Origin of the sequence: Pseudomonas sp. 29 (genome assembly GCF_002754355.1) — a bacterium.
GTDB lineage: Bacteria > Pseudomonadota > Gammaproteobacteria > Pseudomonadales > Pseudomonadaceae > Aquipseudomonas > Aquipseudomonas neuropathica.
In genome coordinates, this window is sequence record NZ_PEEY01000001.1 from 218,344 (window position 1) to 230,705 (window position 12,362).

Consider the following 12,362-nt stretch of genomic DNA (forward strand, 5'->3'; position numbering starts at 1 on the left):
AACCTCCCCTGTAGGAGTGAGCCTGCTCGCGATGGCGTCAGGTCAGGCGATATGTTCGTGACTGACCCACCGCAATCGCGAGCAGGCTCACTCCTACAGGGATTGTGGTCGCCGTCAGAGCCGGCGTTTGCGGTTGAGGCTCGGGATGGTGGTCTGGGCGATTTCGACCTGCCTGGCCTGCCGCGAGGTCTGAGCCGCCAGCGCCGCCAGCGTCGGCTGGCTGAACAGCGTGCGCGCGTCGACATGCAGACCGGCCAGACGCATGCGCGCGACCAGACTGACCGCCAGCAACGAATGCCCGCCCAGCTCGAAGAAGTTGTCGTGCCGGCCCACCTGCTCGACCTTGAGCACCTGCGCCCAGATCTGCGCCAACGCGGTTTCCACGTCGCCTGCGGGGGCCTCGTAAGGACGGCTGAGCAGCGCCTCCGCCCCCGGTTCCGGCAACGCCTTGCGGTCGATTTTGTCGTTCGGCGTCAACGGCAACGCCGCCAGCCTCACGTAGGCGCCAGGCACCATGAACTCCGGCAACTGCGCCAAGACATGCGCTCGCAATGCTTCCAGCGTCGGTGCAGCCAGTTCGGCGCGCAGGGTGTAATAAGCCACCAGTCGCTCATCGCGTACCAGCACCACCGCCTCGCGGATGGCCGGGTGTTCCAGCAGGCGCGCTTCAATCTCGCCCAGCTCAAGGCGCACTCCGCGCAGCTTGACCTGAAAGTCGTTGCGACCGAGGAATTCGAGGTTGCCATCGGCGCCGTAACGCACCAGATCACCGGTGCGATACAAGCGATCACCAGGTACGAACGGACTGTCGATAAAGCGTTCGGCCTGCAATTGCGGCAGTCCCAGATAGCCCCGCGCCACGCCCACTCCGCCAATGTGCAAATGCCCACTGACGCCAAACGGCACAGGCTGATCAAAGGCATCGAGGACGTATAGCCGCGTGTTGCTCAGGGCCTTGCCGATCGGCACCAGTGTCTGCGGCACCGGTTCGCCGGGTTGCAGCGTCCAGCCACTGCTATCGACCGTGGTTTCGGTCGGCCCGTAAACGTTGTGCAGGCGCACCCACGGCAGGCGTTCGCGCACTTGCCGGGCCAGCGCAACGGTCAACTCGCCGCCACCGTTGAGCACGTCGGTCAGGCTGGTGCACTGGCTGACATCGTCCTGTTCAATGAACTGCTGCAACAACGCCGGCACAAACTTGACCACGGTGATGTTCTGCTCACGGATCACTTGCGTGACATACGCCGAATCGCGATTGCCATCGGCCCGCGCCAGCACCAGGCGCATGCCCGAGCACAGTGGCCAGAAGATCTCCCACACCGAACTGTCGAAACTGTACGGGGCCTTTTGCAGCAACGCACCGTGTTCAGTCGGCGGCGACAACTGCGAACCCCAATGCACCATGTTGCACGCGCTGCGGTGCTCGATCATCACGCCTTTCGGCGTGCCCGTGGAGCCGGAGGTGTAGATCATGTAGGCCAGATTCGTCGCACCGAGACCAGGCACCTGCGGATTCTCGTGCGGTTGGTCCCGCCATACACCGAGATCGAGATCGATCAGCGGCACGCGGGATTCGCCGAGCAAATCACGCGTTGCGGCATGCACCAGCAGCGCGACCGGGGCGCTGTCCTGCAACATGTAGTTGAGCCGTTGCTGCGGATAATCGGGATCGAGCGGCACATAAGCACCGCCGGCCTTGAGAATGCCCAACAGACCGATCACCAGTTCCGGCCCGCGCTCGACGCAGATCGCGACCCGCGAATCCGGTTGCACGCCGAGCCCGCGCAGATGATGGGCCAGGCGGTTGGCCTGCTCGTTCAACTCGCGATAGCTCAGGCGTTGCTCGGCGAACTGCACGGCGATGGCATGCGGCTTGCGCTGCACCTGTTGTTCAAACAGCGCCTGAAGTGGCTGATCCAGCGGGCAGTCGACTGCCGTATCGTTGAACTCGATCAGCAGCCGTTGCAGTTCCTCCTGCGGTAACAACGGCAGGCTATTCAGCGGTCGCTGCGGCGTATTCTCCAGCGCTTCGACCAACACGCTCAGCGCTGACTGTACATAACTGCAAATCCGCTCTGCGCCGATGCTCGACAGGGTTCGGGTGGTCAAGCGCAAGCCTGTGCCGAGGTCATCGACACTCAGGGTAAACGGATAATTGGTTCGCTCCTCGTTAGCCAGGGTCTCGATGCCCTGCCAGGTTTGCCGGGAGGTTTTTTGCCCGACATCATCGCTGTGCCGATAGTTGAGCAAGGCGCTGAACAGCGGTGCCGGCGCAGCAACGCCGCTGCAACGCTGGGCAAGCGCCAACGAAGCGTGTTCATGGGCAAGCAACGCACTCAGGCGCGCATGGGTGGACTTCAGCGCTGCGCGCGCACCCTCGCCGACATCGACCCGCAGCGGCAAGGTGTTGATGAACACCCCGAGCGCCCGGTCGGCACCCGCGCCACCCTGCATGCGGCCCATCAACACCGTGCCAAATACGACACTCTGCTGCGCGGAGGTCGCCGCCAATACTTGCGCCCAGGCGAGGTGGATCAGGCTGGCGATGCTCACGCCCGCCAGGCGTGCCTGCTGCTGCAGGCGCTGATACAGATCGCTGGCCAGCGCCTGCTCGGCTTCTTCGATGTTGCTGCCGTCGCCCTGCACGTTCTGCAAAGCGAACGGCAAGGTCGGCTCGTCGATGTCGCCGAGCATCTGCCGGAAGAACGCTTCATGCTCCTGCTCGCTGACACCCAGGCGCGTCTGCGCCACATAGTTGCGGTACGGCACTGGCGGCGCCAGCGTCTCCGAGTGCCCGGACAGGCTGGCGTGGATTTCTTCGCGCATCGCCTCCAGCGCAATGTGATCCATCGCCAGGTGATGGAACAACAAGATGCCGACCACCCGATTGTGCGCGGGATCACGGGCATACATCAGGCGCAGCAGCGGCGCCTGACTGACATCGAGGCGATAACGCCGCGCGTCGAAACGCTCGTGCAACTGATCGATGATCGCGCCACGGGCAGGATCAAATTCGACCTCCTGCACCGGCAAAATCGCCTCGCGCCAAACGACCTGAACCGGCGACGTCAGCCCTTCCCAAACCACCGCCGTACGCAGGATGTCGTGCCGCGCCATGACCTGACGCAGCGCAGCGGCAAAGGCCTCGACCCGCTCGAGGCTGTCGAACGCCAGCAGCGATTGCAGCAGATACGGATCGCCCTGCGCAGCGGTGATGTGGTGATAGAGAATGCCTTCCTGCAACGGGGCCAACGGGTAGATGTCCTGCACATTGGCGGCACCGCCCGGCACTGTCGCGACGATACGCTCGATCATCGCCTGATCCAGTTGCACCAATGGCAACAGGTCCGGCGTGATGTACGTGCAATCGGGCGCAATGCGGTTAGCCGGCACCTCGACTTCGCGGCCGCTGCCCTCTGCCGCCGCTAACGCCGCCAGTGTCGGTTGATTGAACAGCACGCGAACATCGCTGCTCATGCCAATCTGGCGCATGCGTTCGATCAGGCCCACGGCCAACAAGGAGTGGCCGCCCAGCTCGAAGAAATGGTCGTGACGCCCTACCCGGTCGACCTGCAGGACCTCGGCCCAGATCTGCGCCAAGGCGATTTCGACGTCACCTTGTGGCGCCTCGTATTGACGACGGATCACCGCGTCCGGCCCCGGCGCCGGCAACGCCTGGCGATCGAGCTTGCCGTTGGCCGTCAGCGGCAAACTCGCCAATTGAATGTAGGCGGCCGGCAGCATGGCGGCTGGCAAACGCGATGTCAGGTGCGCATGCAGTTGCTGGATGTCCAGTACTGCGCGCTCGGTGAACCATGCCAACAATTGACCGTCGCGCACCAGCACCACGGCTTCCTGCACCGCGTCATGGCTGGCGAGTGCGGCTTCGATTTCGCCCAGCTCGACACGCACCCCGCGAACTTTCACCTGGTCATCGTTGCGACCGATGTACTCAAGATTGCCGTCGGCGCGCCACCGCGCGAGGTCCCCGGTGCGGTACATGCGCGCATCAGTCTGCGCACTGAACGGGTCGTCGAGAAAGCGCTCGGCCGTCAGGTCCGGACGATTCAGATAACCCCGGGCCACCCCGGCGCCGCCGACATACAACTCGCCCATGATGCCGATCGGCACCGGACGCTGCTGATCATCGAGCAGATAAGTCGTGGCATTGCTGACGGGTTTGCCGATGTGCAACGCCTGCCCCGGAGTGATTAGCCCCGAGGTGGCGACCACCGTGGCCTCGGTCGGGCCGTAGTTGTTGACCACCGCGAACGACTGCGCGCGGTTGAACTGGCGCAGACGATCGCCGCCGATCAGCAAGGTGCGCAAGGTCGGATGATCGGCCTGTTGGCTGAAGGCGTATTCGGCAATCGGCGTCGGCAGAAAGCTGACGTCCAGCGGCTGCGCCCGCCACCAGGCGAGCAGCGTATCGATGTCTTCGCTGCCGTCGCTCGCGGGCGCAAAATGCAGCGTTGCCCCGGCACACAGCGCCGGCCACACCTCCCAGGCCATCGCGTCAAAACCGAAGCCGGCCAGGCTCGAGGCGTGCTGCCCAGGGCCAAGTCCAAACGCCGCGCAGTGCCAGTCGACCAGATTGCCCAGCGTGCGGTGCTCGACCATCACGCCTTTGGGCAACCCGGTGGAGCCGGAGGTGTAAATCACATAGGCGAGGTGGCGGCTGTTCAACCCCGTCACGTCGGGATCGGTCGTGTTGTCGAGCGACCATTCGCGCCGATCCAGCTCGATCACCGGCAGCGTTGTGGCGGGCAGACGCTCACGCAGATCGCTTTGCGTCAGCAGCGCCACCGGCGCACTGTCGCTGAGCAGATAACTCAGGCGCTCGGGCGGATGCGCCGGATCAATCGGCACATAAGCAGCGCCAGCCTTGAGAATCGCCAGCAACCCGACCAGCGTGTCCAGGCCGCGGCGGGCAACGATTGCCACACGATCGTCAGGAAGCACGCCGAGGCCGATCAGATGGTGGGCCAACGCATTGGCTTGCCGATTCAGATCGGCATAACTCAGGGTTCGCCCCTGATACGTCGCGACCACAGCGTCCGGCTCTTCGGCCACTCGCGATTCGAAGCGCTGATGAATCAGTCGGCCTTGCGGATAACTGACCCGGGTGTCGTTCCACTCATTGAACAGGGCCAGTTCTGCCGGGCTATTGAGGTTGAAATCGGCGATCGCCAGCGCCGGGCATTCCAGACCTTGCTGCAGAATCAGCAGCAAGCGCTCGGTCAACGCCGCGATCTCGTCAGCCGTGAAATAGGCTGGCGAGTACACCAGATGCAGCCAGGCTTTGTCGGTGTAACGGTTGCTGCGCAGGTGAATGGCCAGCGGAGTCGCCTCGTGCTGGTTGGAGACCTTTACCGAGTGTCCCGACGCCTCACCGTAACGGTAGTCATGGTCGTCCTGCTCGTAGGACAGCGACAGCTCGAACAGTTGCGCACGATCTTCACGCAACAGCCCCAGCGCGCGGTTCATCTCGCTCAGCGGGTAGCGTTGATGGCGGAAATCCTGCTTCAGGCTATCGCCGATTGCCTTGATCAGTTCAGCGAATGACAACGTTCGACCGAAGCCCATGCGCATTGCACTGACCTGGGTGAACAAGCCCAAGGTGCTTTTGAAGCGGGCACCGGAGCGATTGAGAATCGGCAGACCGACCACCCACTCGTCACGTTGCGCGGTACGACTGAAATACACGTGCAGCGCCGCCAGCAATACATGAAAGGCCGAACCGCCGAGGTGCCGCGCAGTGTCTTTCATGCGCTCGTGCAGCACGGCTGGAAAAGCCTCGACGTGGATGCGACTTGGCGCTGCTTCAACATCAAGGAATTCGCGATGACGGGGCGTCAACAAGGGCTCGGGCAAGCTACGGTACTTGTCCAGCCAGTAACGTTGATCGCGCTCATAGCGAGGTGACTGATGGTAGCGCGCGTCTTCTTCGATAAAGCCGACATAGGACGGTGCCGCCCTGCGCGGATGCTCGCCACGGCACAACGCGCTGTAGATCTCGCCCACCGACTTAAACAGCAGCGCGAAAGCCCAGCCATCAATGATCAAGTGATGGGCCTGGGCTGCCAGCCAGTGACGATGGCGATCGAGGCGAATCAGACTGAAGCGGAACAACGCCTGCCCGCTCAACACGAAAGCCTGCGCCATCTGTGCTTCAACCAGCGCCCGGGCCGCCGACTGCGGATCGGCTTGGCCGCTGAGATCAAACAGCGGCATGGCCACCGGCAGTGCCGGCGCAAACCCTTGCAACGGCAGTCCGTCGTGACCCACGTCCGCGAGCAGCACAATGCGCAAGGCATCATTCGCTGCCACCAGAGACTCAAGCGCCGATTGCAGCAATGCCGGATCCAGCGGCCCGCTCAGCTCCACGTAACCGCCAATGTTGTACAGCGGCGAATCGCCGCGGCTCAGTTGGTCCAGCCAGATATCCCGTTGGGCGGCAGTCAGCGCAAATGTCTCGACAGGCACGGACACATCGTCCGCCACGTTGGCAGAAGTAGGCTGCATAAGATCCATCTCATGAAATTTTGCCGGTATTCAAGCATCGGCCCCGGCGCCGACATGACACCTGAAACCCGGACAACCACCAGGCTCGTACACCCCTGTCTGACCTTGTGGGCGTGTTTACCGTAGGCACTGTCGAAAAGTTCGGAGAGGAAATACTGAAAAGCTTGTAGGAAAAAAACCACATAGCAACGCCGCCATTTACCCGAGCGCTGCCGATCAGAATTCCCCTTCGCCAGGTTTTCCGGGGCTTGAGCGTGACTGAACAGTCACTCTCGCCGCTACGCCGGCGTTTAACAGCGTCAGAACCCCGGCGCCAATATTCAGAAATAGTGGCACTTTGTGTCCCTGTTTTCCCCTACAGACGTAGGACAAATCCATAGGCTTAAATCCCGCTCCAGATCATGTTCAAGGAGAAATGACTGCGTGGGCGGCTTTTACAGAGACGGCAGACGATTCAGTGATGGCTCTGAACCAAGGATGAAGGATATGAATCTGACCGGCAGCATTCGTAATATGGAAAACCCACACTTCTACTGGCAACTGGGTGAGTTGATTGCCAGCACCGGCGATGATCACTTCGCCACGAACATGTTCCAGTTGGTCGACACCTTGGTGCCGGTCAACCGCGTGGATCTCAGTGAGTGGACGCTGGATGAACGTCAGGCCAGTGTGGTCGACATCAAACCGTTGGGCAGCGCCGGTTTGACGCAGACCTGTGCAGCGCCCGATCCGCTGGAAAGCCCCGACGATCATCCGCTGCTGCAGAAGATGATCGAGATGAACGACTCGCTGCTGATTCAACTGAAAGCCTCGCTCCAGCCTCGCCATCCGCAACACAGTGCCCATCAATGCAATCTGGTTTCGCGTACGTCCAACCGCCGTTGCGTGATTTCGTTTTACCGACCGCATACCCAACGGGTGTTTTCCCTGCCGGAGCTGTCGTTTCTCAAGAGCCTGTCCGACACCCTGCTGCCGCTGATCGAACGTCACGCGCAGATCAGTCGGCAAATCCTCGCCCGGCAACCGCGCCAACCGTTGGCCGAGCTGGATCAGGCGCCGCTGGCGCAGGTGTTCGATGAGCGCCTGGCATTAAGCGACATCGCCCTGTCGGTGCGGGAGAAAGAAGTCTGCCTCGGCCTGTTGACCGGCGGCACCGTGCCGCAAATGGCGGAAAAGCTGCGGGTCAAAAACAGCTCGATCGAGACGTACCTGAAACGCGCCACGGCCAAACTCGGCGTGAGTGGCCGCCATGGCCTGGCGAAATGGATGGCCGGGGCCTGAGCACAACGCTCTTTATATGCATGAGGCAGTTCGATGTTGACGTTGCGACTTTCCCTGCTGTCCATCGCGGTGCTGATGGGCGGTTGTTCATTGATTCCCGAGTATCAGCGCCCCGCTTCCCCCACCGCCGCGCAGTATCCGACAGCAACGCAGCCAGCCACGAGCGCCGAGGACTGGCGCACGCTGTTCACCGATCCGGCGCTGCAACAACTGATCGAAAGCGCGCTGGTCAACAACCGCGACCTGCGCGTGGCGGCACTCAACGTCGAAGCCTTTCAGGCGCAATACCGCATCCAGCGCGCCGACCTGCTGCCGGCGGTGTCGGCCAATGCCAATGAATTGCGCCAGCGCATGCCGCCGAGCGTGACCCTAGGCAAAGCGCTGATCAATTCGACGTACTCGGTCAACCTCGGCATCAGCGCTTATGAGCTGGACTTCTTCGGTCGCGTGCGCAGCCTCAGCGAGGAGGCCTTGCAAACCTGGCTCTCGACTGAAGAAGCGCGGCGCAGTGCCGAGCTGAGTCTGGTGGCCAACGTCGCCAGCGCCTACCTGACCTGGCGCGCCGATCAGGAGCTGCTGGAGCTGACCCGCGACACCCTTGCTGCCGATGAACAGAGCCTGCACCTGACCACCCGCAACCGTGAGGCCGGCAAATCGTCAGCGCTGGAGCAGGCGCAGGCGAAGACCAGCGTCGACAGTTCCCGGGCCAATCTGGCGCGCTATCAGCGTCAGGTCGCCCAGGACTTGAACAGCCTGACCTTGCTGGTCGGCGCGCCCGTGCCCGAGTCACTGCCCGCCCGCCCACTGGCCAGCGAGCTGGTGCGGCAACTGCCCGCCGGCCTGCCCTCGGATCTGCTGCAACGGCGTCCGGACATCCTTCAGGCGGAGTACAAACTGAAAGCAGCCAACGCCAATATCGGTGCGGCACGGGCGGCGTTTTTTCCCAGTGTCAGCCTGACGGCGAATGCCGGGACGTCGAGCCGCGATCTGTCCGGGCTGTTCGGCGGTGGCTCTGGCGCCTGGACCTTCCAGCCGCAGATCAGCCTGCCGATTTTTAACGCCGGCAGCCTGCGCGCCAGCCTGGATTATTCGAAGCTACAGAAAGATGTGGCGGTGGCCGAATACGAAAAATCGATTCAAACCGCATTTCAGGAAGTCGCCGACGGCCTCGCTGCGCGCAGCACGTATCAGCAGCAATTGCAGGCGCAGCGCGATCTGGTCGCGGCCACACAGACTTACTACAACCTGGCGCAAAACCGTTATCAGAATGGCGTCGACAGCAGCCTGACGTTCCTCGATGCGCAGCGTTCGCTGTTCAGTTCGCAGCAAGGCCTGATCACCGATCGCCTCGCGCAACTGGTCGCCGAGGTCAACCTTTACACCGCGCTGGGCGGGGGCTGGAGCGCCGCTGAATCAAGCGTGCAGTAAGCTGTAGTCACTTTTTCTTACACCTTTTGTCGCGCGATCCTCTGCCGTGCGGCGATCCGTGGCCGGCGTCTGCCTGCAGTTTGGTATCATGCGCCGCTTTTACGGTTAACCCCCCGCCAGTCCTGCTGACTGACGGGCTGCAAAAGGCGGTATTAGATGACGGCTTTGTTGACTCGCCGCAAGGTGCTTGCGGGAATGGGCGTACTCGGGCTCGGCCTGCTCGCCGGCTGCGACACCCGCGGCCAACTGTCGTACAAGTACGGCAAGGATCTGAGTAACAAGATCATGGGGCGCACCTTCAAACTGAAGAACACCGATGGCGAAACCATGACGCTGTCGAGCTTTCGCGGCATGATGCCGATGGTCTTCTTCGGCTTCACCCAGTGCCCGGCAGTCTGCCCGACCACCCTCGCCCGCGCGGCGAAAATCAAGAAACTGATGGGCGCCGATGGCGATCGTTTGCAGGTGATCTTCATCACCCTCGATCCCGAGCGCGATACCCCGGAAATCCTCGACGCCTACATGAAGGCCTTCGACCCGACGTTCGTTGCGCTGTACGGCACACTCGAGGAAACCGCGGCCACCGCCAAGGAATTCGACGTGTTCTACGAGAAAGTCCCGGCCGGCGACACCTATACCATCTCGCACACTGCCACCAGTTACGTTTACGACTCCAACGGCGGCTTGCGCCTGGGTCTGTCCACCTCGCTTTCGGCAGAACAATGCACGGAAGATTTGCTTACTGTTATGGAGGTTTGCTGATGCAACCTGTTCTGAACCACATCAAACGCGCTGTCATCGGTCTGTCTCTACTGGGCCTGGCGTTCCAGGTGTCCGCGCAGACCAAAGTCGACGACGCCTGGGTCCGTGCCACCGTGCCGACCCAGTCCGCCAGCGGCGCGTTCATGACCCTCACCGCCGACAGCGACAGCAAGTTGCTCAGCGTCGCGACGCCAGCGGCCAAAGACGTGCAGATCCACGAAATGACCATGAAGAACGACGTCATGAGCATGGGCCCGGCGAAGTTCGTCGAGCTGCCGGCCGGCAAAGCCGTCAAGCTTGATCCGAACGGCTACCACGTGATGCTGATGGGCCTGACCGGTCAGCTGAAGGAAGGCGAAAGCGTACCGCTGACCCTGACCTTGGAAAACGCCAAGGGCGAGAAAGAAACCATCGAAGTGAAGGCACCGGTTCGTGCGCTGACCAACATGGAAGGTCACGATCACAGCAAAATGCACTGATCTGACTGAGCGGCAATAAAAAAGGGGCGGCCTGATCGATGATCAGGCCGCCCCTTTTTTTGTCTTTGATGGGCGCCGCATTAACGCCTGCGGGCCAATGCCTTGCGCACACTTTCCCGTGACATTCCCGAGCCGGAACGGGGCACGGCCTTATCTACGGGCGCCTTGGCCAACTGTCCCTTGCGCTTTTCCACCTCACGCCACTGGTAACCGAGATATCCGCCTGCCGCCACAATCCCCAGCCAACCGAAAACCGAACTGACGAAGAACCACAGCCCGAGGGTGATCCACACGTTTTTCGAGGTGAACAACTTCAAGCTGTCATCGGCACGCACCGGTTCAACCGGTTCAACCGCTGCCTGCGTCACCGGTACTCTGTGCACCCCATCCAGATCAATGCGCCAAGCGAAGTCCGCCCCGGCCACCGGAATGTCTAGCTGATTGCCTTCAGCACGATGCACGCGAATTTCGCCATCGACGAGCGACATGGAGCTGAAACTGATCTTGGTTTCATGGTGAATCTCGCCGTTGACCAAGGTCACGACGGTTCGTTGTGGGTCATTGGGGGTCTCGCGCATGTCGATTCCTTGAGCGTTGCACGTCGGACGACGTGCGAAGGGATAATCCGTTGAGTTCGAATGCTACTGAGTGGTTATTACGCTGTCCAGAACGCGTGCCCCTACGCTGCAACTGCTCCGACACCAGCATGTTCGAGGCGACCAGCGTGATGGAAAGCGTGCTTTACATCGGATAAATCTTCGGCGACCATGTAAAGGGTCTTTTACATAGGAAGTGAAGAATGAACCGGTACTACCTCGAATTGGGCGCAGCATTAATCATCTACATGCTGGTGCTGACAGCCTCATTGATTGCCTCGCAATACCTGATGGACGCCCCCATCGTGCTGCGCTCGGCCGTCGCACTGACGCCGATCATTCCGGCGGGACTGATGTGCTGGGCGATCGTGCGCAACATGCGGCGTATGGATGAGATGCATCTGCGCATCCAGTTTGAGGCGTTGGGTTTTGCCTTCGCCGCCTCGGCACTGCTGACCTTCAGCTACGGTTTTCTGGAAAACGTCGGCGCTCCGCACATTCCGTGGACGTGTGTGTGGCCGGTGATGGGGCTGATGTGGATTGTCGGTCTGCACATTGCGCGACGCCGCTACCAATGAAAAACCGCCTCAAGGAATTGCGCGCCGAGCGCAAATGGTCGCAGGTCGATCTGGCTGAACGCCTGAGCGTGTCGCGTCAGACGATTAACGCGATTGAAAACGAACGCTACGACCCGAGCCTGCCACTGGCCTTTCAGATTGCTCGGGCGTTCGAGTTATCAATCGAAAGCATTTTTGATGATGGCGAGCGTTGATTTGAACCGACGGAAGCGTTGCTTTGCCACGATTACCAATATTACTTCAAACGCGCAGGTCAATTTCCTTTAGCTATAAAAAACTGTCATTTTTTACAGTTACTCAAATTTTCTTTGCTCTTTACGCTATGCCTTGCCTGCAATGACTGCAGCCTATCGCAACGAACTGGAGCAATGAACGATGAATGCAAACAGAAACGAAAATTTTCCTTTTGAATTCCAGGGACTGGATCTTCAAAGCAACACGATCTCATTGTCGAAAATCGGAGATATAGGCGCCAAAGTCACGCCGGAGCAAGACATGACGCGCTTTAATCTAGCCCTCTCATTTGCGAATGGCAGTTCGCTGGATACCAATATCTCAAGCCTAGAAACTGGCAAATCGTATGCAATCGCCCCCCGTTGGGGACTGGAACTCAGCAAAGGCAAAACAGTTAACTGTCTTTTCCGCTGGTGGCCAGGCGATAACCAGTTCAGTGAAAAATTCAATGTAGTTGATTGACCGCTGAACCGGAGTGG

Annotated in this window: 9 protein-coding genes; 7 read left to right on the top strand and 2 right to left on the bottom strand. The window is 60.8% G+C overall.

The window, feature by feature from the left end; translation table 11 throughout:
* Positions 1-114 precede the first annotated feature (114 nt).
* The gene (locus CLU80_RS00870) at positions 115-6,525 is read right to left on the bottom strand and encodes a non-ribosomal peptide synthetase (protein WP_099756492.1); all 6,411 of its coding nucleotides are present in this window, start codon (positions 6,523-6,525) and stop codon (positions 115-117) included.
* A 486-nt stretch (positions 6,526-7,011) separates the two neighbouring features.
* Between CLU80_RS00870 and CLU80_RS00875 the strand changes: the two genes are divergently transcribed.
* The 4 genes from CLU80_RS00875 (at position 7,012) to CLU80_RS00890 (ending at position 10,475) form a co-directional block, all read left to right on the top strand.
* Positions 7,012-7,806, top strand: a complete 795-nt coding sequence (locus tag CLU80_RS00875) for a helix-turn-helix transcriptional regulator (RefSeq protein WP_095047888.1) — start codon at positions 7,012-7,014, stop codon at positions 7,804-7,806.
* A gap of 33 nt (positions 7,807-7,839) precedes the next feature.
* Positions 7,840-9,234: an efflux transporter outer membrane subunit gene (locus CLU80_RS00880; protein ID WP_099756493.1), complete on the top strand. Its 1,395-nt coding sequence runs from the start codon at positions 7,840-7,842 to the stop codon at positions 9,232-9,234.
* A 156-nt stretch (positions 9,235-9,390) separates the two neighbouring features.
* The gene (locus CLU80_RS00885; protein WP_007915980.1) at positions 9,391-9,996 is read left to right on the top strand and encodes an SCO family protein; all 606 of its coding nucleotides are present in this window, start codon (positions 9,391-9,393) and stop codon (positions 9,994-9,996) included.
* On the top strand, positions 9,996-10,475 hold the full coding sequence (locus CLU80_RS00890) for a copper chaperone PCu(A)C (RefSeq protein WP_099756494.1): 480 nt from the start codon (positions 9,996-9,998) through the stop codon (positions 10,473-10,475). The genes CLU80_RS00885 and CLU80_RS00890 overlap by 1 nt, the downstream gene beginning before the upstream one ends.
* Positions 10,476-10,555: 80 nt before the next feature.
* On the opposite strand, the gene CLU80_RS00895 is transcribed toward CLU80_RS00890, so the two are convergent.
* The gene (locus CLU80_RS00895) at positions 10,556-11,053 is read right to left on the bottom strand and encodes a cupredoxin domain-containing protein (RefSeq protein ID WP_099756495.1); all 498 of its coding nucleotides are present in this window, start codon (positions 11,051-11,053) and stop codon (positions 10,556-10,558) included.
* 221 nt (positions 11,054-11,274) lie between these two features.
* Here CLU80_RS00895 and CLU80_RS00900 point away from each other — a divergent pair, with 221 nt between their 5' ends.
* The 3 genes from CLU80_RS00900 (at position 11,275) to CLU80_RS00910 (ending at position 12,345) form a co-directional block, all read left to right on the top strand.
* Positions 11,275-11,649 (top strand): hypothetical protein, encoded by a 375-nt coding sequence (locus CLU80_RS00900; protein WP_099756496.1) that lies wholly within the window; start codon positions 11,275-11,277, stop codon positions 11,647-11,649.
* Positions 11,646-11,843, top strand: a complete 198-nt coding sequence (locus CLU80_RS00905; protein WP_099756497.1) for a helix-turn-helix transcriptional regulator — start codon at positions 11,646-11,648, stop codon at positions 11,841-11,843. The genes CLU80_RS00900 and CLU80_RS00905 overlap by 4 nt, the downstream gene beginning before the upstream one ends.
* A gap of 181 nt (positions 11,844-12,024) precedes the next feature.
* Positions 12,025-12,345 carry a hypothetical protein gene (locus tag CLU80_RS00910; protein WP_099756498.1) on the top strand — a complete coding sequence of 107 codons (321 nt, stop codon included), beginning with the start codon at positions 12,025-12,027 and terminating at the stop codon, positions 12,343-12,345.
* Positions 12,346-12,362: the final 17 nt, after the last annotated feature.